Origin of the sequence: Kitasatospora sp. NPDC058243, assembly GCF_042882025.1 — a bacterium.
Taxonomy (GTDB): Bacteria; Actinomycetota; Actinomycetes; order Streptomycetales; family Streptomycetaceae; genus Kitasatospora.
Map to the genome: position 1 here is coordinate 25,694 of NZ_JBHVWW010000073.1, position 23,389 is coordinate 49,082.

18 protein-coding genes are annotated in these 23,389 nt (G+C 72.5%); 7 read left to right on the top strand and 11 right to left on the bottom strand.

Annotation, left to right across the window (positions count from 1 at the left end):
* Positions 1-150: 150 nt before the first annotated feature.
* From ACFVX9_RS33525 to ACFVX9_RS33555, 7 genes are all read right to left on the bottom strand, one after another.
* Complete coding sequence (locus ACFVX9_RS33525; protein ID WP_380561306.1) at positions 151-714, bottom strand: hypothetical protein; 564 nt, start codon at positions 712-714, stop codon at positions 151-153.
* 313 nt (positions 715-1,027) lie between these two features.
* Positions 1,028-2,782: an amidohydrolase gene (locus ACFVX9_RS33530; protein ID WP_387985358.1), complete on the bottom strand. Its 1,755-nt coding sequence runs from the start codon at positions 2,780-2,782 to the stop codon at positions 1,028-1,030.
* A gap of 134 nt (positions 2,783-2,916) precedes the next feature.
* Positions 2,917-4,362 carry an NADP-dependent phosphogluconate dehydrogenase gene (gene gndA, locus ACFVX9_RS33535; RefSeq protein ID WP_380374439.1) on the bottom strand — a complete coding sequence of 482 codons (1,446 nt, stop codon included), beginning with the start codon at positions 4,360-4,362 and terminating at the stop codon, positions 2,917-2,919.
* 61 nt (positions 4,363-4,423) lie between these two features.
* Positions 4,424-4,687 carry a hypothetical protein gene (locus ACFVX9_RS33540; protein WP_363373866.1) on the bottom strand — a complete coding sequence of 88 codons (264 nt, stop codon included), beginning with the start codon at positions 4,685-4,687 and terminating at the stop codon, positions 4,424-4,426.
* Positions 4,688-4,917: 230 nt separating this feature from the next.
* A complete protein-coding gene (locus tag ACFVX9_RS33545; RefSeq protein ID WP_387985361.1) occupies positions 4,918-6,006 on the bottom strand; it encodes a hypothetical protein in 1,089 nt (362 codons plus the stop codon).
* Positions 6,007-6,059: 53 nt separating this feature from the next.
* Positions 6,060-8,015, bottom strand: a complete 1,956-nt coding sequence (locus tag ACFVX9_RS33550) for a DNA/RNA non-specific endonuclease (RefSeq protein WP_387985363.1) — start codon at positions 8,013-8,015, stop codon at positions 6,060-6,062.
* Positions 8,012-8,656 carry a sensor domain-containing protein gene (locus ACFVX9_RS33555; RefSeq protein ID WP_380485469.1) on the bottom strand — a complete coding sequence of 215 codons (645 nt, stop codon included), beginning with the start codon at positions 8,654-8,656 and terminating at the stop codon, positions 8,012-8,014. Before ACFVX9_RS33555 ends, ACFVX9_RS33550 begins: the two co-directional genes overlap by 4 nt.
* An 816-nt stretch (positions 8,657-9,472) precedes the next feature.
* On the opposite strand from ACFVX9_RS33555, the gene ACFVX9_RS33560 reads away from it, so the two are divergent.
* The 4 genes from ACFVX9_RS33560 to ACFVX9_RS33575 all read left to right on the top strand — a co-directional run bounded on the left by ACFVX9_RS33560 (position 9,473) and on the right by ACFVX9_RS33575 (position 14,738).
* Complete coding sequence (locus ACFVX9_RS33560; protein ID WP_380374451.1) at positions 9,473-10,018, top strand: hypothetical protein; 546 nt, start codon at positions 9,473-9,475, stop codon at positions 10,016-10,018.
* A gap of 192 nt (positions 10,019-10,210) precedes the next feature.
* A complete protein-coding gene (locus ACFVX9_RS33565) occupies positions 10,211-10,957 on the top strand; it encodes a tRNA-dependent cyclodipeptide synthase (protein WP_387985366.1) in 747 nt (248 codons plus the stop codon).
* A 134-nt stretch (positions 10,958-11,091) separates the two neighbouring features.
* The gene (locus tag ACFVX9_RS33570) at positions 11,092-13,242 is read left to right on the top strand and encodes a glycoside hydrolase (protein ID WP_387985369.1); all 2,151 of its coding nucleotides are present in this window, start codon (positions 11,092-11,094) and stop codon (positions 13,240-13,242) included.
* A gap of 194 nt (positions 13,243-13,436) precedes the next feature.
* Positions 13,437-14,738: a glycosyltransferase gene (locus ACFVX9_RS33575; protein WP_380374460.1), complete on the top strand. Its 1,302-nt coding sequence runs from the start codon at positions 13,437-13,439 to the stop codon at positions 14,736-14,738.
* A 158-nt stretch (positions 14,739-14,896) separates the two neighbouring features.
* Here the strand turns inward: ACFVX9_RS33575 and ACFVX9_RS33580 are convergent, their stop codons facing one another.
* The 3 genes from ACFVX9_RS33580 to ACFVX9_RS33590 are packed head-to-tail and all read right to left on the bottom strand — an operon-like array spanning position 14,897 to position 18,867.
* Positions 14,897-15,556, bottom strand: a complete 660-nt coding sequence (locus tag ACFVX9_RS33580; protein ID WP_387985373.1) for a hypothetical protein — start codon at positions 15,554-15,556, stop codon at positions 14,897-14,899.
* A 48-nt stretch (positions 15,557-15,604) separates the two neighbouring features.
* Positions 15,605-17,938, bottom strand: coding sequence for an MMPL family transporter (locus ACFVX9_RS33585; RefSeq protein WP_387985375.1), 2,334 nt, complete (start codon positions 17,936-17,938; stop codon positions 15,605-15,607).
* Positions 17,935-18,867, bottom strand: a complete 933-nt coding sequence (locus ACFVX9_RS33590) for a phytoene/squalene synthase family protein (protein ID WP_387985378.1) — start codon at positions 18,865-18,867, stop codon at positions 17,935-17,937. Before ACFVX9_RS33590 ends, ACFVX9_RS33585 begins: the two co-directional genes overlap by 4 nt.
* A 432-nt stretch (positions 18,868-19,299) precedes the next feature.
* Here ACFVX9_RS33590 and ACFVX9_RS33595 point away from each other — a divergent pair, with 432 nt between their 5' ends.
* The 3 genes from ACFVX9_RS33595 to ACFVX9_RS33605 all read left to right on the top strand — a co-directional run bounded on the left by ACFVX9_RS33595 (position 19,300) and on the right by ACFVX9_RS33605 (position 22,717).
* Complete coding sequence (locus ACFVX9_RS33595; protein ID WP_387985381.1) at positions 19,300-21,234, top strand: PIG-L family deacetylase; 1,935 nt, start codon at positions 19,300-19,302, stop codon at positions 21,232-21,234.
* A 240-nt stretch (positions 21,235-21,474) separates the two neighbouring features.
* A complete protein-coding gene (locus ACFVX9_RS33600; RefSeq protein WP_380381087.1) occupies positions 21,475-22,113 on the top strand; it encodes an ATP-dependent Clp protease proteolytic subunit in 639 nt (212 codons plus the stop codon).
* Position 22,114: 1 nt separating this feature from the next.
* Positions 22,115-22,717 (top strand): ClpP family protease, encoded by a 603-nt coding sequence (locus tag ACFVX9_RS33605; RefSeq protein WP_063352604.1) that lies wholly within the window; start codon positions 22,115-22,117, stop codon positions 22,715-22,717.
* Positions 22,718-22,793: 76 nt separating this feature from the next.
* Here ACFVX9_RS33605 and ACFVX9_RS33610 read toward each other — a convergent pair whose 3' ends face one another.
* Positions 22,794-23,285 (bottom strand): helix-turn-helix domain-containing protein, encoded by a 492-nt coding sequence (locus tag ACFVX9_RS33610; protein ID WP_387985386.1) that lies wholly within the window; start codon positions 23,283-23,285, stop codon positions 22,794-22,796.
* Between the last annotated feature and the right edge of the window lie 104 nt (positions 23,286-23,389).

Below are 23,389 nucleotides of genomic sequence, written 5' to 3' on the forward strand. Positions count from 1 at the left end.
ATAAAAAAAGAAGAGCGGCAACAGGGGAGGGGGGTGGGTGGGGGGGGGGGGGGGGGGGGGGGAGGAGGGGGGGGGGGGGGGGGGGGGCCCCTGTCCGTGGTGGGGGGGGGTGGTCCCCCGGGCCGGTCGCGTGACCGTCCGGGGTGGGGGTCAGCTCGGGAAGGGCCAGGTCGGGCACCACGGCCAGGTGACCTGGCCCGGGTAGGGCGGGCCCCACGGCGGGCACTTGGGCAGGGTCGGCGCCGACTGGGCGCTGGTCCACAGGATCTTGCCGTTCAGCTGGACGGCGATCGCACCCTCGTTGTAGACGGCCAGCTCGGCGCCGGGGTTGCCGCCGGTGTTGCTGGCCCACAGCGCGGTGTTGGCGGCGGAGTACACGACGAGGTTGCCGTCGCCCTGCATGACCAGGATGTTGCCGTCGGGGATGGCGCCCTTGGCGACCCAGATCGGGGTGGTGTCGCGGTACAGGACGACGTTGCCGTCGCCCTGCATGGCCAGCATGATGTGGCCGTTCGGCGAGTACCAGGCCTGGTTGCGGTTCAGCAGGCTGTTCATCGGGATGTGGGTGGGCTCGGACAGCGCGGCGGCCACGGCGGCCGGAGCCGCGGCGGGGGCGGCGGCCTGGGCGGCGTCGGCGGTACCCGTGGTGAGGGCGCCGAACCCGATCGTGGCGAGGGCGGCCAGGGCGGCGACCCGGGAGCGGAGTCTGGACATGGGTGGGCTCGAAGTCCTTCCGGGGAAAGCGGAGTTGACGAAGTAGCGGGAGGGTTTCCTGTGGCGCCCGTCCCGCTGCGTCCGGCGCCGCACCGAACGTTAGGTCCGCGGCGCGCCGCCGATCGGCAGATCCACCGGCAGCTTCCGGCCCGCCCGCCCGCTCACCGCCTTCGACAGCGCCGGCACCGATTCGTGGTGCGGTAAGCGGGCGTTCCCAGCCCCCGCTCGGCCGCTTCGGTACGGTGCCGCCACCGCGACGCCAAAGCCTGACCCTGCCGGGGACCTCGGAGCTTCCCGGCCCGGCCCCGGACGCTCAGCAGCAGCCCCACTGCGGGGTGGGCGCGGTGGCCGGGATCGCGGAGGCCCGGGCGGCGGGTGCCGGCGGGTGGATGGTCGTTCCCGCCTTGATCGTCTCGACGACCTCGATGTCGCGGATCGCCTCCGGGTCGACCGTCAGCGGATTGGCGCTGAGGATCACCAGGTCCGCGAGCTTGCCGACCTCGATGCTGCCCTTGCGGTCCTGCTCGCCGTACTGGTGGGCGGCGTTGAGGGTGATCGCGCGGACCGCCTCCAGGGCCGACACCCGCTGCTCCGGCCCGAGGACGACCCCGCCGGTTCGGGTGCGCCGGGTCACCTGGCTGGACAGCACGGCGATCGAGTCGGGCAACGCCACCGGCGCGTCGTGGTGCGAGGTGTAGCGCAGGCCGCGGTCGAGCGCCCAGCGGGCGGGGGAGATGGTGGCCGCCCGCTCCTCGCCGAGGACGGTCCTGCGGTACCAGTCGCCCCAGTAGTAGGTGTGCATGGAGAAGAAGGACGGCACGATCCCCAGCCGGGCGAACGCCTTGACCTGGTCCTCGCGGGCGGTCTGCGCGTGGATGGCCACGGTCGGCCGCCGGCCCGGCCCGGCCGCCTCGACCGCCCGGAGGAACTGGTCGATCGCCGCGTCGCCGTTGACGTGCGCCAGCACCTGCCAGCCCCGCTCGACCGCCGTGCTGACCTGCTTGGCCACCACCGCGTCGTCCGGCTCCGCCGGGTACCCGCAGTAGTCCTCGGGCTGCCCGGCCGGCGGCGTCAGGTACGGCGCGGTGAGCCACGCCGTGCGGCCCTGCGGCGAACCGTCCAGCACCAGCTTCACCCCGGCCGCGCGGACGCCGTCCAGGTACTCGTCGCTCACCCCGATCGGGTCGTCCAGCGCGGAGGAGATGACCTCCCCGGCCTTCACGTACGCGACCACGTCGACCGCGAACGGCACGGCGGCGGCCGTGTCCCGCAGCGCCTTGAGGTTGGCGAGGGTGGTGCCGCCCTCCTGGACGGTGGTGAAGCCGAAGCTCGCCGCCGTGGCCGCGCCGGTGATGAACAGCATCAGCTGCGCCCGTTCGGGCAGCCCCGCGAGCGCCAGGTCCGAGGCCGGGGTGAACGCCTTCTCCTCCAGGACCCCGTCGGGCTCACCGTGCGCGGGCGGGACGGCGAGTTCGCGCCGCCGGATCACCCCGCCCTCGGGGTCGGGCGTGGCGGCCGAGTAGCGGAGCCGTTCCAGGCCGAGGCTGTTCACCGCGCCGAGGTGGAAGGACTGGTGGATGGCGAGCACCGGGCGGTCCGTGGACACCTCGTCGAGGTCCTCGCGGGTGGGGTGGCGGCCCTCGGCGAGCATCGCGTCGTCGTACCCGAACCCGACGATCCACTCGGAGTCCGCGCCCACCGTGCTCCCGGCCCAGGCGCGCAGCTTGTCCTTCAGCGAGTCGAGCCCGGTGACGTCGCCGTCCGGTGCGGCCAGCAGGTTGGCGATGGTGGCCTGGAGGCCGATGCCGCCGAGGTGCCCGTGCGCGTCGACGAACCCGGGCAGCAGGGCGCGGCCCTCAAGGTCCCGTACGACGGTGTGCGGGCCGCTCCACTGGTCCAGCGCCTCCTGGCGGGGGCCGACGAAGACGATCGTGCCGTCCTTGACGGCCACGGCCTCGGGGGGCCGGGCGTCACTTTCGCTGCTCTCGGTACTCCCGGCGCTCTCGGCGCTCTCGGCGACGGTGACGATCTCGCCGCCGTGGAGGATGAGGTCGGCCTGCTGGGCCATGCGGGTCTCCTGGAGGTAGGGGTTTGCGCCACGCTCCTACCCGTGGTGACCGCGGAATCACCTTCTGTGGCGCCGGTCTGTCCGCATGTCGCTCCCGCACGGTGGTTGCGGGTGCCTCAGGTGTCTCAGGTGTCTCAGCGCTGTTCCTCCGGGCGCCTCTCCAGCTCCCAACGGGTGTGGAAGGTCCCGTCCCGGTCGACACGGTGGTAGGTGTGCGCGCCGAAGAAGTCCCGCTGGCCCTGCACCAGCGCGGCCGGGAGGCGCTCCGCCCGCAGGCCGTCGTAGTAGGCGAGCGCGGTCGCGAAGCCGGGGGCGGGCACCCCCAGTTGGGCCGCCGTCGAGACGACCCGTCGCCAGGCCGACTGCGCGGAGCCGAGCGCCTCCCGGAAGTGCGCGTCGGTCAGCAGGGTGGGGCGCTCCCGGTCGGCCTCGTACGCGGCCCTGATCCGGTCCAGGAACCGGGCCCTGATGATGCAGCCGCCGCGCCAGATCGCGGCCATCTCACCGGGGTCGATCTGCCAGGAGTACTCCGCGCTGCCGGCCTGGATCTGGTTGAAGCCCTGGGCGTAGGCCACCATCTTGGAGGCGTACAGCGCCTGCTCGACGTCGTCCGCGAACCGGTCCGACGCCGCGCTGTCGAGCCAGGTCTCGGTGGGGCCGGGCAGCCCCCGGCCGGCCTGCCGGAGCGGCACGCTGCCGGACAGCGCCCGGGCGAAGACGGCCTCGGCGATCCCGCTGACGGGCACGCCGAGCTCCAGCGCGCTCTGGACGGTCCAGCGGCCGGTGCCCTTCTGCTCGGCCTGGTCCAGCACGACGTCGACGAAGGGCTTCCCGGTCGCCGCATCGGTGTGGGCGAGGATCTCGGCGGTGATCTCGATCAGGTAGGACTCCAGGCGTCCGCCGTTCCAGGTCCGGAAGACCTCGGCGATCGCGTCGGGTTGCAGTCCGGCTCCGTGCCGCAGCAGGTCGTACGCCTCGGCGATGAGCTGCATGTCGGCGTACTCGATGCCGTTGTGGACCATCTTGACGAAGTGGCCGGCGCCGTCCGGCCCGACGTGGGTGCAGCAGGGCTTGCCGTCGACCTTGGCCGCGATGTCCTCCAGCAGCGGTCCCAGGACCCGGTAGGCCTCCGGGGTGCCGCCGGGCATGATGCTCGGCCCCTCCAGGGCGCCCTGCTCACCGCCGGAGATGCCGCTGCCCACGAAGTGCAGGCCGCGTCCGCGCAGGGCCGCCTCCCGCCTCCTGGTGTCGAGGAAGTGCGCGTTCCCGCCGTCCACCACCACGTCGCCCTCGTCGAGCAGCGGCACCAGCTCGTCGATGACCGCGTCGGTCGGCGCCCCGGCCTTGACCATGATCACGATCAGGCGGGGGCGTTCCAGGGCCGCGACGAACTTCTCCGTCGTCTCGGCGGCCACGAACTCACCCTCGTGCCCGAACTCCTCCAGCAGCGCCGTGGTCCGCGCCTGCGTGCGGTTGTGCACGGCCACCCGATAGCCGTGGCGGGCGAAGTTCCTGGCCAGGTTGCGGCCCATCACGGCCAATCCGGTGACGCCGATCCGGGCCGGTGCCTGCTCGGTCATGGTGGGAATCTCCAAGGGGGTCTCGGGGGCACAGGTGCTCGGGTGCTTGGGGCTGTCGGGACTACTCAGCGGAGAGCGCGAGGATCTCGTCCTCGGGAAGCTCGACGTACTCCTCGCCCTCCACCCGGATCTCCGATCCGGAGAGCCTGTTGAAGAGGATCTTCTCGCCGACCTTGACGTCCACCGGGTGCGGCTTGCCGCTCCCCAACTGCCGGCCGGGCCCCACCGCCACCACCTCGCCCGTCCACGTCTCCGGGTCCTGCGGGGTCGAAACCCCGATCGGCTTGACGATCAGATGATCGTGCTTCGGGTGGAAGTCGGGCATGGCATGGTCCTCTCACGTAGCCGCCTGCGGCGCAGCCGGGGCCGCCCCCACACCCCGATTCTGCCGATCCGCGTCCGGGACCGCCCCACCAGCCGCTCGACGTTCACGCACCGGCGCGGCCGCCTCCCGCCGCCCGTCGCCCGCGGTGGGGCGGCCGAGTTGCCGGGCCCGGCATACTCCGTTCGGGTAACGGGGCGTCGGCCCGGGCGCAGCGCGGCGGCTCCGGTCGGCTACTGCAGCAGTGCGGCGTGCGGGTGCTCCGGGGCCGCCGGGCACGCGTAGATCTGCTGGTTGTACCCGTCGCCGACGGTGATCATGGTCGGTGCCGCCGGGTCGGGGCGGACGGCGTCCCGGGTCGCGCCGTCCCGGGTCGCGCCGGCCCGGTCCTCGTACGGGATCCAGCTGCGGACGTCCGAGCGCCACTCCTTCGTGGCGATGGTCAGCATCGGGTCCATCCGGCAACCGCAGGCGCGGCAGTACTGCGGAGCGGGATCGGTGAAGCTCCAGGGAGCCCAGCCGCCGGCCTTCCAACCGGGGGCGACGGACAACTCCCAGTCGTAGTACCCGTCCTCCGCCCCGTCGTAGGCGCTGCCCGGCTTGGCACCGGTCTTCCGCCGGGCGCTCCACGCCCGGACCTGCGCGCGCAGGTCCGGGTCGAGCTCCACCGCCAGGGGGTACTCGGTGACCTGCTCGGGGGAGACCAGGCACGGCTGCGGCAGGTAGTCCTCGTACTGGATCGCGGGCGGCTGCGGAGGCGCGGTGAGGACCTCGCCGACCGCGGTGGCGGACCGCCAGAACAGCTCGGTCCTCGGCATGCTCTCCCAGGAGTAGTCGAATGGGTGCTCGAATGGGTGGTCGAAGGGATGGTCGAAGGGACACCACAGAACCTGGAGCAGGTCCGCGCCTTCGGGCGGACGCAGGTCGGGCACCTCGCGGACGTACAGCTGGGCCACGGCCAGCATCGCGACCGGCCCCTGCGGGCACGGGCGGCCGGCGCCGGCCCGATCCAGCACGGCGCGCTCCTGCGGGGTGTAGGAGCGGCCGCCCCCTGGCCGGCTCCGGGCGGCCGCCCGGATCTCGCGCAACAGCCGGACATCCGCCGGGGAGGTCGCCGGCAGCACGGCCGGCACCCGGTGCGTGCCCTCGCAGTGCGGCCACGGTTCGGCGGCGGGCCACAGCAGCGGACCTCCGACCGAGCTCTCCCGCGGGGACGGCGATCCGGGCCGCGGGTGCAGCCGGGTCGCCGTCCGGGCCAGCGGGGCCAGCCGTGGGAAGGCCGCCACGATGTCATCCGGCCTCGGCGGGGTGGTGCGGGTCATGCCGGCCTCCAAGCCGTACCGGTCCCGGGTCCCCGGTCCCCGGTTGCCCGGTCTCAGTTCCCCAGACCGGGCCCGCCGTCCCAGGGGACGTTCAGGAGGGTCTGCTCGTTGAAGACGGGCCATGACGCGCCGTCGGGCAGCTGGACCGTCGCACTCATGCTCGCGCCCCACGGGATGGTGCTGCTGTCGTCCCGGTAGAGGGGCGTCACCACGTAGTACACGGCGGCGTCCCCGTCCGCGGACAGCGCGTTCACCTCCTTCTGGACCCTGGCCTCGAACATCCTCATGCTGATCCCCTTGATGTTCATCCCGAGCTGGTAGCACGGGACGAGGTTGATCCAGTCCTCCTTGTGACTGCCCCTTCCCCCGAGGACGTTGGCGATCAGATGGCAGCGGGCGAGGCCGCCACCGGGAGACTGCGCGTTCGCGTCCTCCCAGCCCGTGATGTCGCCGTCGGCCTCGTCCCCCTTGACCAAGGGGTTCGTCAGGCAGGCCTCCGCCTTGCCGGCCCTGGTGGCCGGCGCGGGGGCCCGGGAGCCGGAGGGGCTCGGGCCCGCGGTCCGGTTGCGACTGGGCACGGGCTGCTCGGTGTTGAGGATCCATCCGCCGCCGCTCGCCCTCCCCCGGGGCCGGGTCAGGCAGGCGGCCTTGCCGGAAGGAGAGGGCGACGGGCTCCCGGGGCCGGTCGCCGGGGGCTCCGGCGCCGGCTGGACGGACTTGATCTCGTCGATGACGAGCTTCACGCCGGCCTTGTACGCGACGAGCCGGCCGCGGCGGTCCATGGCGGTTCTGAAGACCTCCAGGGCGGGGGACGTGGCAGCCCCCGGCATCTGCACCTGGAGCGCCGTGTAGGTCCCGTCGGGTTTGCGGACCAGCCCGTCGTAGGCGATGGACGGGCTGCCGAGCTGCGCTGCCTGTGCGGCGGGAAGCTGCCCGACGGCTTCGGGCAGCAGGTACGCCGTGCCCGGGCGCATGTCGACGGTGGTGCCGGCCTGTTTCGCGTAGGCCTTCAGGGCGGAGGTGCGCGGCTGCTGGTACGGGCTGTCGGCGGTGCCGGCGGTGTCAGCGGTGTCGGCAGTGTCGACGGTGTCGGCTCCCCGCCTCCGGCTCTGGGATTGGCTCTGGCTCTGACTTTGGCTCTGACTCTGGTTCTGGGACGGGGCGTGAGCGCGGTGCTGCGGAGGGGCGGCCGCGTCACCGCCCTGGTCCATCGCCGCCGCCGGGTCCGGTGGATTGTCGGCGAGGCTCTGGGTGGCCTGGGCCATCTGCTGGAGCAACTGCTGGGCCCGGGGCTGGAGCTGCTGCTCCTTGGCCTGGAGCGCCTTGGCCTTCGCCTCCTGGGCCTTGGCGGCGGTGGCGAGTTGGGACTGCCTGGAACTGAGCTTGGACTCCTCCTGCCCGAGCTGGGACTGCTCGCTCTCAAGGCTGCCCTTCTCGGCCTGGAGCTGGGCCTGTTCGGCCCTCAGTTCGCTCGCCTCGGCGTCGTACGCGCTGGACGCGGCGGCCTGCGCGGGCAGTTGGAAGGTGTGCGGCTTGTTGTTGTGGGCATCGATCCTGGAGGCCAGGGCCGCCGCGCGCGTTCCGAAGCTGCCGGCCTTCTGCTTCGCGGCAGCGGCCTTGCTCTCGAACGCCGCGGTGTCGTTGCGCAGGGCGGCGGCATCCTTGGTGATCTGCTCCGCCTCGGCGACCACGGCCTTGCCCTGTTGCGCGATCTCCGCTTCCTGCCGGTTGAAGTCCTCGATCTCCCGGATGAGGTCCGCCGAGGCGGCCGCGACGTCCCCGGACGGCACCAGGAGAGCGACGCCGCCCGACTGGGCCGCGACGGCCGCAGCGCCGGTGGCCGCGAACGCGGGCGCTCCCGCGCCGACGACCGGCACCAGCACGGCCGCCAGCACCAGGAGAACGACGCGCCGTGCGGTGGTCCGTACGGTCGTCCGTATGGCCGTCCGCACGGTCGTCCGTACGGTTCGCCGGCGGCGAGCGGCCGGCCCGTACGGGGACGCGGTCATCCGCTCACCTTCCCGGTGAGCTCGTCGGCGAGCTTCGCGGTGGTCGGCTGGCCGTCGCCCGCCTGGCAGACGGCGACCTGGACCAGACTCGTGCCCTTCACCCGCGCCTGGTGGTGGCAGGCCCACTGCGCGCCGCCGTCCTGTGCGCCGTCCTGCGCCGCCGTCCACGCCACGGCGACCTCGGTGGGAGGGTGGGCCGTGTAGGCCCACTTCGCGGTACGACCTGCCTGGTCGGTGACCGTCGAGGACGGGCACTTGGTGAGACCGTCGGTGAGCGCCTGGAAGGCCGCGCCGGTCTTCTCGCTGTCCGGGAACACGCCGATGACCTGGTTCACGGTGTAGGCGCCCGTGGCCCCTGCGTCCTGGTAGGTCGCCGACAGGAACGCGGTCCACGCCTGTCCGTAGACCGACTGGGTCGTCGGTCCCGCCGCGACGGCGCATTCCGACGGCGACACGGCGAGCGGGGCGTGCGGCCGGTCCGACTGCGGGCCGGCGACCAGCGTCGTCCCGGCCAGCCGGCTGACGCTGTCAGGGCTCACGAGGTCCGCTTGGACCGTACCCGCGGCCACGTGCGGCGGCAGGCTCGTCGGCTGCTGCGGCCAGAGCCACCACCCGATGCCGGCCAGGACGAGGCAGGGCACGACCGCGGCCACGATCAGCTGCCAGTGGCGCGGTACCCGAGCGAGCCGGGGCCTGACCGGGCCTGCCGTCGGCGCGTGCTGCGGAACCGGCGGCTGCGACTGAGGCTGCGACTGCGGCGACGGCGCCGCGCCGGATGCCGAAGGCGGCCCAGCAGGACGGGCCGCCCCAGCGCCTGACGGGCCACCACCGCCCGGGCCCGCCGGCGGCGGAATGATGTAGTCGGCGTCTTCGGCCACGCTGATCTCCCCCACGACACGCCGCCATCCGGGCGACTCAGGTTGCGTTCTGTAAACGAAGCCGGGACATACCGTCACTCATCCAGCGCAGCGGGGCAAGACCTTCCGGTCGGATTTGAGGACCGTCTGAGCATTTCGCCGAAACCACCAACTGCCAGTCAGTGATCCAGAGTTGGATCAACCCGCGTCGTGCCGCGCAGAGTCGACGGATCGGAACCCTCGGCGGCGAGGAGTCAGGACGCCCGGAGGACCACCGGGCTCCGAGGATCGCTCGGAGGTGAGGAGTCCGAGCCCCCGGAGCAGGCGGACAGCCTGCTTGTCCGTCCACGGACGGAGGGCAGCCGCCTGCTCCCGAGGCTGAGTGGGCCCGCTACGATGCGCCACGTGCTTCTCGCTGTTGACACGCATTCGCATGCGTACCAAATCGGACAGTCCATGGGGACGTGGGGTATACCCGCTCTGATCGCTGTCCTTCTCGCCTGGCGGTTCACCGGCACCTGGCGAAACCCCGTCGCCCGCACCCTCGAAGAGGCGCCCCGCGTCGCCGCGGTGCGGAGAAAGCGCAGGAGCGTCAGCATTGTGGCGACTCTCCTCCTCGTCGGCGCCGGGGTGATCGCAGTGGTCGTAGAGGTGGGTTCGGACTCCTCTTACGGCCCTGCGGCCCGGTCAGGCCCGGCCGGGCGCACCATCGACGCTCCGGCAACCGTCGCCGGCTACCACCTGATCACCGGTGAGGCCGCAGTCGGCCTGTCGGCCCGGGTGCCGGGCGCGACCCCCGAGCGCTACTGGTTCTATACGGACACGCCGGACGGCACCCGGCCGAGCCTCGTCTTCAACGCCTCCACTACGCAGTGGGATCCCAAGCTCGCCCGGGAGAACGCCACGCACTCCCTCTCCTGGGGCCTGACCAACTTCTTCGCGGGCGCGAAGATCGAAGACCCCCAGGACGTCGACGCCGGCCCGCTCGGCGGAGCCATGCAGTGCGGGCACCAGATCGGCAGAGGAGCTGTGGTGTGCCGCTGGGGCGACGCCTCGACGGTGGGCTCCGTCGCGGTCCTCGGCATCACGGACATTCACCAGGCCGGGGCGATCGCCCTGCAGTTCCGCAGCGCCGCCGAACACTGAACAACTCGGCGAGACGCACCGTCAGACTTATGAGGCCTCAAGCCATCGGGCTGATGGAGACGCGGTCCACTCCGGGACCGGCCACTGTGCTGTGGGCGAGTTGAAGCAATTTGACGCTTGATCGGGCGAAACCTAACTTCGATCCCGTACCGATCATCGCTCACCCGTTCGATGGCCCGGAGGGGTTTTCGCGTGCCTCCTTACGAACAGACTTCTGTCGGCATATCAGGAATCTCCGAGAATCGGCCGAAAACCTCCTACAAGGCGAGTGTTGACTTGGTCTCCCCTCCGGCCCGGCGGGCCGGACTGGCGGATCGGGGCCAGTGCTTCCTCGGCGTCAGCCTGGAGAACGGCAACTTCGCTCCGGGAAAACTCGCCGCGATGCTCCGCTGGATAGCCGGGCGGTTCCCCCGCTGCACAGTGCTGGTCGGGGACAGCATCCACCGGATCACCCTGGCGTCCACCCAGGGACTGCCGGAGGACGAGGCGCTCTCCCGGGCGCTGGCCCTGGGCGACCGCTTCATCGCCGACACCCGGGCCCTGTTCGAGGCCGAACGCGAGCGGACCGAATTCACGTTCCTGCGCTGCTCCGAAGTGCAGCGGTGGGATTCCTACGCAAAGCACCATCGAAGCCTCGCCGACTACCGCCGGGCCGACCGGAACTTCCGGGAGTCCGTCGATGCGTTCGGGCGGCGCTTTCACGCCAGGTATTCCGGCCAACTTGCCGAGGCAGACCTGGAGAGGCGGGTCGAAATGTCCGCACAGTACTTTCTGGAGGAGGCCGCGATATTCGCGTGTCTTGCCCAGGAAGGCCTTTCCGTCATGGTCTACCCCGGTTCGTTCGGCACCCTTTCCGAGATCACCGACGGGCGGCACCCGGACGCACCGGAGGAACTGCGCCGGCTGGCCGTCGTCTCGCTCGATCTGCGGAGGCGTTGACGGCGCCCCTCACCCCGCCGGGCGCTCTGCCGGACCGCCGGACCAGCACGTCCGAGCCCGGGTGCCGTCAGCATGACCGGTGGTCAATGGTCGCTTCTTAAGGACTTCTTAGGAGTCCTCCGTATCACTGTGTCATGCACACCGGTACTCATACGTCATCCCTTGCGGGCCCCGCCCGCCGGCACGTTCCGCGCGCCGTTCTCGTCCTCGCCGTGGCCACCGCGCTGGTGTCCGGAACCGTGGCGAGCGCCACCGGCAGCTCCGCCTCGCAGCTGCGGGTGCGGGTCCATGACGGGCGCGTCGACGTGCCGGTACGCGGCGGCACCGCCACCGTCGATGCAGCCACGCTGCGGGCCGAGGCCCGGACCGAGGACGGGCGGGTGGTCCTGCTGTCCGCTCCGGCCGACCAGGGGCTGGGCAGGGCGAGCGACCCGGTCAGGACGGCGAGCGGCGCGGCCTGGTCGTACCCGGAGAAGGGTCTGCGGGCCGAAGTCCGCGCCGATCACGGCCGGTTGCTGGTCACCCTCACCGGGACCGCCCTCACCGGGACCGCCCCCACCGGGAGCGGCGGCGACACCTCGGTGCGGTGGCCGGTGACCGCCACCGACCCGGCCGCCGCCGAGGTCCAACTCCCGCGCGGCGAGGGGCTGTCCCTTCCCGTCGACGACCCGTTCTGGAACTCCTCCGACGGGGCGCTGGTCGGCGAGGAGCAGGAGCTGAGCTCGCAGCTGTCCATGCCGATGTGGGGCTACACGCTCCGCTCCGGCCGGGCCGGCGTCAGCTACATCGTCCCCACCGACATCGGCACGTCGCTGACGTTCGCCTCCCAGGACGGCCGGCTGCGGGCCACGGCCAAGCACGGGTTCGCGGCCGGGAACGGCACCGGCGCGTACACCGTGGCCTTCTCCCTCACCGACGGCTCCCCGGTGGCCCCGGCCGTGGACTACCGCAACTGGCTTGCGGAGCACGGGCAGTTGGGCAGCCTGAGCGAGAAGATCAAGCAGAACCCGCAGACCGCGAAGCTGCTCGGCGCCTTCCACGCCTACGCCTGGGGCGGCGCCCGCCGGCCCGCCTACCTCGACCGGCTCAAGGAACTGGGCGTCTCCCGGCTCTGGCTCGGCTACGACTCCGACGACTCCCCGATGACGGGCGAGGACGTCAAGGCCGCCGAGGCCGCCGGCTACCTGGTCGGGCCGTACGACTCCTTCGCCAACGGCCAGCAGAAGACGGACGACTCGTCCCCCAACTCCGTCTGGCCGGACGACGTCTACCCCCGGTTCTGCGTCCTCAGGGCCGACGGGACGCCGCAACCCGGCTTCCACAAGAAGGGCTGCTACCTCAGCTCGCAGGCGTTCGAGCAGGCCGAGCCGCAGCAGCACTACCTGGCGGACCGCACCCGCTCGCTGGTCGCCAACGGGGCCGACAGCTACTTCCTCGACGTGGACGCGGCGGGCGAGCTCTTCCGGGACTTCGACCCCGCCCACGCGATGACCATGGACGAGGACCGCGCCAACCGGCTCGCCCGGATGCGGCGCCTGACGGACGGCTCGTACGACGCGTCCACGGGCCGGCCCGCCCCGCTGGTCCTGGGCTCGGAGTCCGCCGGCTCGTGGGCCAACCAGGTGCTGGCCTTCGACCACGGCTCGGGCACCCCGGTGGACGGGCGGCTGTGGGCGATGGAGTCCGGGCACTTCGACAACGGGCCGCAGGACCCCAAGGACGACGGCGCCTGGGGCGGCTACGCTCCGGAACAGGCCGCCGCCACCTTCTTCAAGCCGGTGCGGACCACGGACTTCAAGCCCGAGCACCAGGCCAGGGTGGCCGCCGCCCTGAAGGCGATGTACGACCCGCGGTACCGGGTGCCGCTGTACGAGACGGCGCTGCACGGGTCGCTGGTCAACGTCGAACGCTGGGAACTGCCCTTCAGCAAACTGCCGGAGCAGAAGACCACGCGTGCGCTGCTGGCGATGCTCGACAACACCCCGCTCAACTTCGTGCTCAGCGACAAGGACCCGCGCGACGGGCAGAACCAGCGGGAACTGGCCGCCCTGCAGCAGTACTTCGCGCCGCTGCACCAGGCGGCCGGCACCCGGCAGCTGACCTCCTTCCGTTGGCTGACCGGCGACCACCTGGTGCAGCGGACCGTCTTCGGCGACGGCACGCTGACCGTCACCGCCAACTTCGGCAGCACCGTCCACGACGGCCTGCCGGGCGGCTGCGTGGACGCCACCGTGCGCGGACGCCCGGGCACCCAGCGGCTCTGCCCGGCCGACGTGGTCTCCTGACGACCTGACGATCCAGCGGGACGGGCGGCCTCGCCCGTCCCGCCTGGCCCCGCCGCCCCGCCGCCGGTGTCGGTGTCGGTGTCGGTGTCGGGTGGACGCGGCGTGGTGGGCTAGCCTGCGCTGTGGGCCGGGTGCACGGGGAGGACCACGGGGTGCGCACGGACCGGCCGAGGAACAACTATGGGGGGTTTCACATGTCCAGGATCATCACTGCCGCCATGCCCGCGCACGGGCACACCGCGCCGATGCTGGCGATCACCGCCGACCTGGTGGCGCGCGGGCACGAGGTGGTCTTCCTCGGCGGGGCGCGGTTCGCCGGGGCCGCCGAGGAGACCGGGGCGCGCTTCGTCGCCCTGCCGCCGGAGGCGGATTTCGACGACCGCCGGATCAACGACTCCTTCCCGGGTCGGTCCGAACTGCCGCCCGGGCCGCAGCGGTTGGCCTTCGACGCCCGGAACATCTTCATCGACCCGGTGCCCGCGCAGTACCGGGCGCTGCGCGCGCTGCTGGCGGAGTTCCCGGCCACGGTCGTGCTCGGTGACTGCTTCTTCCACGGCGCGGTGGCTCTGGCGCTGGCCCATCCGCGCGACGAGCGGCCGGCCGTGGTGGGCATCGGGGTGTCCCCGCCGATGCTGCAGAGTGTCGACACCGCGCCCTTCGGGCTTGCGCTGGCGCCCCAGGCGGGACCGGAAGGGCTGGCCCGCAACCGGGAGTTGAACGCCGAGGCGGCACTGCGCGGCGAGCCGCTGCGGCAGTACGCGGCCGAGGTCTTCGCCGGAGTCGGGGCCGAACTGCCGCCGGGGCCCCGGGCGAACGCCGCCGTCACCGGGCCCGACCACTACCTGCAGCTGACCGTCCCGGGGTTCGAGTACCCGCGCAGTGACGCGCCGGCCTCGCTGCGCTACATCGGCGCGCTGGCGCCGCAGAGCCGGATCGAGGTGGAACTGCCGCAGTGGTGGCCTGAGTTGGCCTCTAACCGTCCGGTCGTGGTGGTCACCCAGGGCACCCTGGCCAATGACGACCTGACCGAGCTGCTGGTCCCCGCGGTGCGGGCGCTGGCCGACCGTCCCGACCTGCTGGTGGTCGCGGCCACGGTCCGCCCGGACGGGCCCGAGCTGCTGGCGCAGGCGCTCGGCGGCCTGCCGGACAACGTGCGGGCCGCCGGCTACCTGCCGTTCGACCGGCTCCTGCCGCACGCCGACGTGTTGATCAGCAACGGCGGCTACGGCGGTGTCCACACCGCGCTGGCCTTCGGGGTGCCGCTGGTGGTCGCGGGCGGCAGCGAGGACAAGCCCGAGGTGGCCGCCAGGGTGGCCTGGCGCGGTGTCGGCATCGACCTGCGCACCGGGCGCCCGGGTGAACCGGAGCTGCGCGAGGCCGTCGACCGGGTCCTGGCCGACCCGGCCTACCGCGCCAACGCCGCTGACTTGGCCGCCGAACTCGCGGCCCACCAGCCGCTGACGGCGATCGCCGAACTGGTGGACTCGCTCGGCTGACCGCCGCTGGGCGCCGCCGGGTGCTCGGGAGGATCGACCGGCCGGGGGGGAATCGCCCCCGGCCGGGGGCGATCTCGTCGGGAGCGGTGTGGCGGGGGGAGTCGTCGGCCGTGCTCTGGTCGGTCATGGGGGAGGCCTTTCCGGGTCGGGAGTGCGGATCACTTGGTGGTGGTCTTCGCGGTGGCGCTGCCGGTGCCGTGGGCGATCTCGTCGCCCGGCTCGAAGACGCTCACCCCGAACTTCTTGTTGAAGGTGTCGGCAGCGCCGGGCGTGACGTCGCATCCCACGTCGTCGGTCTGCGCGCTCGATCCGCTGACGGTGACGTCGGAGGAGCGGTCGGGGCAGGTGAGCAGGGGGACCTTCTTGCCGTCGAGCATCACGTCGACCTCGCCGGTGGCCAGGTTCTCGGTCATCTGGGTCACCTCCACCTGCTGGCCGGTGGTCCCGTTGTCCGCGCCGGCCTCGTCGGTGGGGGTGAAGACGACGTCGTCCGGGCAGCTGAGGGCGCCGTCGGGCATCAGGTTCGCGGTGCCGCCGGCGCCGGAGCAGTGGGTCTCGTCGTCGACGAGCCCCGTGGTGTCCCCGCCCTTCTGGTTCTCCTGGATGCCGGCCTGGTCCAGCGTCAGGTTCGCGCGACCGGTGAGCTGGACGTCGGCCTGGCCGTTGGACAGTGCGACGTCCTGCTCGGCGGCGGCAGCCGCGGCGCGGGCCTGCGCTGAGGCGTGGGAGTCGAAGGTGCCGGGCGGCGCGGTCAGGCCGGCCACGGTGATCGCCACGGCGGCCGCGGACAGGGCCAGTACATATCGACCGGTGCGCATGCTGTCTCCTGGTTCGAGGGAAGTGCAGGGCAAATATCGTTCGTATGCTTACAGATCCTGATTCGGTACGCCGTCATCCCCGCGCGACGCGCGGGTGCGGAACCGGATCGGAGGAGCCGGAAGCCACCAGTTCCATTCCCCCAGCAGGCGCATGACGGTGGGCACCAGCAGCAGGCGGACGACGGTGGCGTCGAGCGCGACGGCCACGGCGAGTGCGAAGCCGATCTCCTTGATCTCCAGCACCCGGTCGGCGAGCAGGCCGGCGAACAGCAGCACCATCACCAGCGCGGCGGTGGTGATCGGGCGCGCGGTGCGCTGCAGCCCCAGTGCCACGGCACGGGTGTTGTCGCCGGTGGCCAGGTACTCCTCCCGGATCCGGCGCACCAGGAACACCTCGTAGTCCATGGACAGTCCGAACAGGACGGCGAAGACGATCACCGGCAGATACGCCTGCACGCGGCCCGTCGAGGTGAACCCGAGCAGGCCCTGGGCCCAGCCGTGCTGGAACACCGCCACCGTCAGGCCGTAACTGGCCCCGGTGGCCAGGAGGTTCATCGCCACGGCCTTCAGTGGCAACAGCAGGCTGCGGAACGCGAAGACCAGGTAGCACAGGGACAGCGCCAGCACGGAGCCGATCACCCACCACACCGTCGCGGACACTTCCCGCGTGATGTCCAGCAGCAGCGCGCCGAACCCGCCGACCGCGACCGGGGTGCCCGATTGACGCAGCGGCTCGGTCAACTCCCTGATGTGACGCACCAGTTCGACGCCCTCCGGAGAGTCCGGGGCGACGGCCGGGACGACGACCACCATGGTGAGGTCGCGGCTGTTGTCGACGGCCTGGACGACGGCCGCCTGCGGTTGCGCGCGCAAGGCATCCAGGAGCGCCGGCAGCTGGGGGGCGGGCCCGGCGGCGGTGTGCGGGACCATGACCGTCACCTGGCCCGCCGCTCCGGCGAGCGCGTCGCTCTCCAGGACCGCCAGAGCCGCGCCGGAGGGGGTGCCGGCCAGTGCGTGGCGCCCGAAGTCGACGCCCAGGCTCAGGCCCAGGGCCGGGGCCGCGGCAGCGCCGAGCAGGACGAGGCCGGCCAGCAGGTAGGGCACCGGACGCCGCATCAGACGCCGCGCCCAGCGGGCCCACGGCTGCCCCTCCGCATCGCCGTCGTCCTGCCGGGCCGGACGGCGGCCGGGCAGCGCGCCGCGCCCCAGCCAGCGGACGGCCCCGGCGAGGGCGGCAGGCAGCAGGGTCAGCGTCGCGGCCAGGACCACGGCCGTCACCGTGCAGGTCCCGGCGGTGAGGTCGCGGAAGACCCGGGAAGGCAGCAGCAGCATGCTCGTCGCGGCGGCCGCCACCACCGCGCCGGAGTAGCAGACCGTCCGGCCGCTGGTGGCCAGCGCCCGGCCGGCGGCCTGTTCCGGTGGGGCGCCGGCGGCGATCTCCTCCTGGAAGCGGACGACGACGAACAGCGCGTAGTCGATGCCAATGCCGAGCCCCACCACCGTCACCACGGTCACCAGCAGGGTGTCGGGACGCAGCGTCGGGTCGATCAGCCCCACCGCGGCGATCAGACCGAAAGTGAGCGCGATGGCGGCGCCGGCCAGCACCACCGGGACCAGGGCCGCGCCCACCGTGCCCAGGCCCAGCAGCAGCACCACCAGGGCCAGGATCACGGCGACGCCCTCGACATCGCGCAGATCGGCGAGTTCGACGGAGCGCAGGTCGTCGTTGACCGGCGTCCTGCCGACCAGGGCGGCGCTGACCGCGCCGTCGCTGAAGTGCTGCGCCACCCGCCCCACCTGGGCCTGCTGGGCGCCGATCCGCTCCTGGCGTCTGCTCTCGTCACCGCCGAGCCCGACCAAGGCGTAGGCGTTGTGAGGATCGTGGCGCAGCCGTGAGAGGGCGGCCATCAGCGCGCCGACATCGTCCGCGGGGGGCGAGGCGGCCGCCTGCTCGGCGGTCGGGAGCACGGCCACGGCCCGGACGCCGTGCTGGTGCCGCAGCGCGGCCGCGGTCCACGCGACCGTGTCGGCGTAACGGGGATCGGTGGCATCGAGCTGCTCGGAGTGGAACACCAGCAGGAGCTGCTCGGATCCCAGCAGCGGAAAGCCCCTGGCGGCCAACCCGTCCGCCCGCACCGACTCCGATCCGTCGACGCGGACGACAGGGGCGCGCAGCGAGTACAGGAAGTGCGGCAGCAGCCCGATCGACGCGGCGACCGCCAGCAGCCAGACACCGCAGACCAGCCCCCGCCGGCGCGCCGAGAACACGCCCAGCCGGTGCAGGAGGGGCGGACGCGACAGGGGGCCCGGCGCCTGCGGCGGCGAGGGTGCCGGTTGGGTGGGTACGGGCTGGGTGGGGAGTGTGACCTCGTGGGCGCTCACGGGCGTACCGCAACTGCGGCGCCGACCGGCGGGTGCAGCAGGCTGCGCACCAGGATCGCCGCGGTGCGTGGTGCCGTGGTCCAGACCTTGGCGCCCACCGCCTGGTTGCCGCGACGCTCGACCCGGTCCAGGGGCGCGCGCAGCAACGCGGCTCCGGCCTGCCAGGCCGCACGGCTGGCCGGGTGCACCAGGTCGAGGACGTCGAGGCCCTCCTCCCACAGCTCTCGTGCCCGTGAGACCTCGAAGCGCAGCAGCTCGCGCACCGCGGCACTGCTGTCCTCCGCGGCGAGGTCGTCGCGGGTCAGCCCGAAGCGCTCCAGGTCCTCCAGCGGCAGGTACAGCCGGCCCATCCGCAGGTCCTCGGCGATGTCGCACACGATGTCGGTGAACTGCGCGGCCTCCCCGAGCCGGGTCATCGCCTGCTCGGCGGCGGGTGAAGGGTCCTCGAAGACGCGGAGCAGGATCCGGGCCGGGGCGCCGCCCACGGCCCGCAGATAGGGCCGGAGTTCGGCGAACGTCGGGTAGTGGGCCGGGGACAGGTCCATCCGCAGGCCGTCCACGTAGGCCATCAGGTCCTCGACCCGGATGCCACGGCTGTGCACCGTGTGCGTCAGCGCACGTGTGATCGGATCTCCCGTACCGCCGCTGCTGCTGCCGTCACCGTCTTCGAGAGCTGCGGTGAGGTGTTCGGCCCACCGTTCGAACTCCTCGGCCCGGCCCGGCCGGTCACCCCCGTCCACCAGCTGATCGGCGTGCCGGCCGAACGCGTACGCCGCCCACAGGTGCGGGCGCACCGCCGGCGGCGCGCAGCAGCTCGCCGCCCAGTAGGTCCGCCCGTCCACCGAGATCAGCATCCGCCGGCAGAACTCGTAGGATTCCCGCAACGTGTGATCGGTGATGCCGGCCCGGTCCAGTGACCAGCGGTCCAAATACAACGGAACTCCTACGGCGAGTGGTCGGGCTCCCGCTCCGAGCCGGCGGCCGCACATCTCCTGAAGGGCCGTCCGGGCGTGGCTCCCCAGGTGGGGCGCCGAAGCGGGCTCATCGTCCCGCAGGCCGATCGGCGCAGATTTGGTGACACGCCGTCATATCACGCGACCAGCCTCCCCCCCACTCGGCCGCACAGAGCTGGATTCGGTTTGTCGTCTTATCGCCCGCTGGCCCGATTCCACCTGTGCAGGAACGGGCTCTTCCGGAAATGCGCCCGATGAGCGGGGAGTGAACGAAGTGACTTGATCACACGTCAATTGACTTTTCCCCGTTGGCAATTCACCCGACGCAGCCCCGGGCATTTCCGCCCGGCAATGCGCTAACCTCCTCCTGGCGTGATCACATGCCGATCTCGAATTGGGGGGAATCACATGGCAATCGGACGACGACAACTCCTCACCTCCGTCGCGCTCACCGCCCTGGCCGCGCCCGTCCTGGCCAAGGGGACCGCGACCCGCGCGGCGGCGGCCGTGGGGGCGGCCCCGGCCGCCGCCTCCGGGCCGCTGTTCATGCAGGTCGTCGCGCACGAGGACGACGACATCCTGTTCATGAACCCGGACCTGTCCAACGCGATCGCCCTCGGCACCCCGTCCGTCACGGTGTTCGTCACCGCGGGCAACGCGACCGGCGACCCGTGCGCCACGGTCTGCTGGGACACCGCCGGCGAGCCGCTGCGGACCTGGAACCGGCAGATGGGCGCCGTCAACGCCTACTCCCGGATGGCCGGGGTCGGCGACACCGACCCGGCGACCGACGAGGTCGGGCACTGGACGGTCGAGGCGTGGACCGTCGCGGGCAAGCAGGTCGAACGGTACGTCCTCAAGGACCGGCCGGTGCACCTGATCTTCCTCAACCTGCACGACGCCGGGCTCGGCGCCGTCCTGGCCGGCGGCACCGACACCACGGTCGTCCCGGTCGGCAGCCCGCTGTCCGGGCCGTCGACCTACACGGCGGCGGACGTCGTCGAGGTGCTGCGGCAGCTGATGGTGACGTACCAGCCGACCGTGCTCCGGGCCCAGGACGAACTCCCGGACAGCCGCTACTCGGGCGACCACTCGGACCACGTCTCCGCCGCGAAGTTCGCCGGCCAGGCGGCCCTGCTGTACGGCGGCGGGCTGATCCAGGTGAACTACCGGGACTACAACATCAGCGACTCCCCGGTGAACCTCGACCCGGCGACGACCGGCGCCAAGGGCGTGTTCGTCTCCGAGTACGCGAGCCACGACCACTCGGGGAACTACTCCGACGCCTGGTTCTCCCGGATGTACTACCGCTGGTCGCGGGGCACCTCCTGGGCCGGGCTGAACCAGGACGGCCGGCCGCAGGTCTTCGTCGTCCGGGCCGGCGCCCTCTACACGTACTGGCGTCAGACGGACGGCAGTTGGGGCGGTCCGGTGCGGATGGCCGACCCGGGCGGGCGGCTGGCGCCGGGCATCGCGGTCGGCACCAACGCCGACGGCCGGCTGGAGGTCTTCGCCCGCCGCCTGACCGATCACCACATCATCTCCCTGCCCCAGGGCACGCCCAACGGCTGGTGGTGGAACAGCTGGGCCGACCACGGCAACCCCAACACCGGGCTCGGCAACGAGGACCAGGTCGGCGTGCCCGTGGTGGCCGGCCACCAGGACGGGCGGCTGGAGCTGTTCGTCAAGAACGGCGGGGGCGGCCTCAGCAGCATCCGGCAGACCACCCCGGGCGGGGTGTGGACGGGCACGTGGACGGACCTGGGCGGCACCGACCTCCAGGACCCGGTCACCGCGATCCGCAACGGCGTCGGCGCGATCGAGGTGTTCGCCAGCAGCCGCACCGGAATCCTCGGCTGGTGGCAGACCGCTCCGAACGGCGCCTTCGGCGGCCCGAACCCGATCCCGGGCGCCCGGCCGGCCAGCCCGCCCAAGGCCGCGCTCGACCAGGACGGCCGCATCGAACTCGCCTACCGCGAGGTCGGCACCGGGGCGATGCTGGTCAGCTACCAGACCCGGCCCGGCGGCGAGTGGAGCCAGTCCCCGGCCCCCCTCGGCGGCGACGGAGGAGTGGGCGAGCCGGCGGCGGCCACCGCCGGCGGACGGGTCGTCCTGTTCGAGCGCAACCGCGGCGGCGGCGTGAGCACCACCGCCCAGACCGCCCCGAACTCCGGCTACGGCACCTGGCAGGACCTCGGCGGCACCGTCCTCGACTACCCGGCCGCGCTCGTCGACGGCGGCGGTGTCCTCCACGTGTTCGCGATCGGTTCGGACGGCCGCGTCTACTACCGCGCGGGCACGACGCCCACCACCTTCGGCGGGTGGCAGGGCCTGCCGGTCTGACCGTCCCGCCTCCGCCCCGCTCGGGGCCCGGCTCCGACTGGGCTCCGAGCAGGGCCCCGAGCGGGACGCGGCCGTGTACGGGCCGTCGCCTCTGCCCGTGGCGAATCTGCGGCGGGCAGAGAAAACGCATCCGGAGGTCTCCCGGGGTCAAGAGTGGAGTCGAGGGCAAGCCCGCCTCGACACCTCGACACTTCGACGCTTCGATGCTTCGACACCTCGGCATCTCGACAAGGAGACCGGATGACTCCCCTCACCACGCTCGCGCCCCGCGCGGAGGAGGGCGGCACGCCGCCCAGCCGCTTCGACGACCACCTCGCGGCGCAGCTGCTCGCCCAGCGGATCGTCCTCCTCGGCACCCAGGTCGACGACGTGTCGGCCAACCGGGTGTGCGCGCAGCTGCTCCTGCTGTCGGCGGAGGACCCGCGCACCGACATCGGCCTGTACGTCAACAGCCCCGGCGGGTCGGTCACCGCGGGGCTCGCCATCTACGACACCATGCGGCTCATCCCGAACGACGTCTCGACGCTGGTGATGGGGTTCGCCGCCAGCATGGGCCAGTTCCTGGTCACCGTGGGGGCGCCCGGCAAGCGGCTCGCGCTGCCGAACGCGCGGATCATGATGCACCAGCCCTCGGCGGGCATCGGCGGCACCGCCGCCGACATCGAGATCCAGGCGGAGAACCTCCAGTTCACCAAGAAGGCCATCGAGCGGATCACCGCCGAGCACACCGGGCAGAGCGAGGAGACGATCGCGCGCGACGGCGACCGGGACCGCTGGTTCACGGCCGAGCAGGCCAGGGAGTACGGGATCGTGGACCGGGTGGTGGAGTCGGTCGCCGACATCCGCCCGGCCGCGTCGCGCCGACGGATGGGGCTGTGACATGGGGTCGTACACGGTTCCCTACGTGATCGAGCGGACCGCGCAGGGCGAGCGCTCCTACGACGTCTTCAGCCGGCTGCTGAACGAGCGGATCATCTTCCTCGGCACCGAGATCGACGACGGGGTCGCCAACGTGGTCATCGCGCAGCTCCTGCACCTGGAGTCGGAGAGCCCGGAACGCGAGATCTCGATCTACCTCAACTCGCCTGGTGGATCGTTCACTTCGCTGATGGCGATCTACGACACGATGACGTTCGTGCAGGCGCCGATCTCCACGTTCTGCGTCGGTCAGGCGGCGTCGACGGCGGCGGTGCTGCTGGCCGGCGGAGACCCCGGGCGGCGGTTCGTGCTCCAGCACGCGCGGGTGCTGCTCGGCCAGCCGGCCAGCGGTGGCCGGCAGGGGACGGTGTCCGACCTCAGCCTCGCGGCGAAGGAGATGGTCCGCACCCGCTCGCAGGTGGAGGAGGTGCTGTCCCGGCACACCCGTCACGACGTGGCGACGCTGCGCGCGGACATGGACCGGGACAAGGTGTTCACCGCCGAGGAGGCCGTCGCCTACGGGCTCGCCGACGAGGTGCTGAGCCGACGGCTCGCGTTCGGCTGACTCCGCGCGGCCGTGGCCGGTACGGCGGGGCGCACCACCGTCGTACCGGCCTTCGGCCGGGCCGGGCCGGGTCAGGTCAGGCGGCGAGGCAGAGCCCGTCGTACTGCCCCGTGGGCGACGTACGGCTCCGGTCCAACCGGCTTCGGCCCACCCCGCCCCGGCCCACCCCGCCCCGGCCCACCAGGCCTCGGCCCGCCTGGCTCCGGGTGTGCCGGGTCAGCTCGTCCTGGGCGAGCGAGAGCAGGTCGGCGAGGCCGAGTCCGAGGGCCCGGGCGGCGGCCGCGAGGACCTCGGAGGAGGCCTCCTTGCGCCCGCGCTCCAACTCCGACAGGTACGGGATCGAGATCCGGGCCGCCTCCGCCACATCCTTCAACGTCCGTTCCTGGGCGAGCCGTTCGCGGCGCATCGCATCGCCGACGAGGTCGCGCCACAGGGGTTCCCTCGGTGCGGGCGCCGGTGGCGCTCCCGCCGGCCGCTGCGGGGCGCGGGTCGCCCCGCCGGAACCGGGCGACGAGGTGTGCGGGCGCAGGGGGATGACGCGGGCTTCGTTCGGCGCATGAGTGCTCACCCCTCCAGCCTAGTGCTGCTCCGCGGAAGTTCGTGGAGGGGTGTTGATCAGGCTGCTTTGAGTGGGGTGCCCTCGTAGGTCCAGTGGTAGGGCTTGGCGGTCTC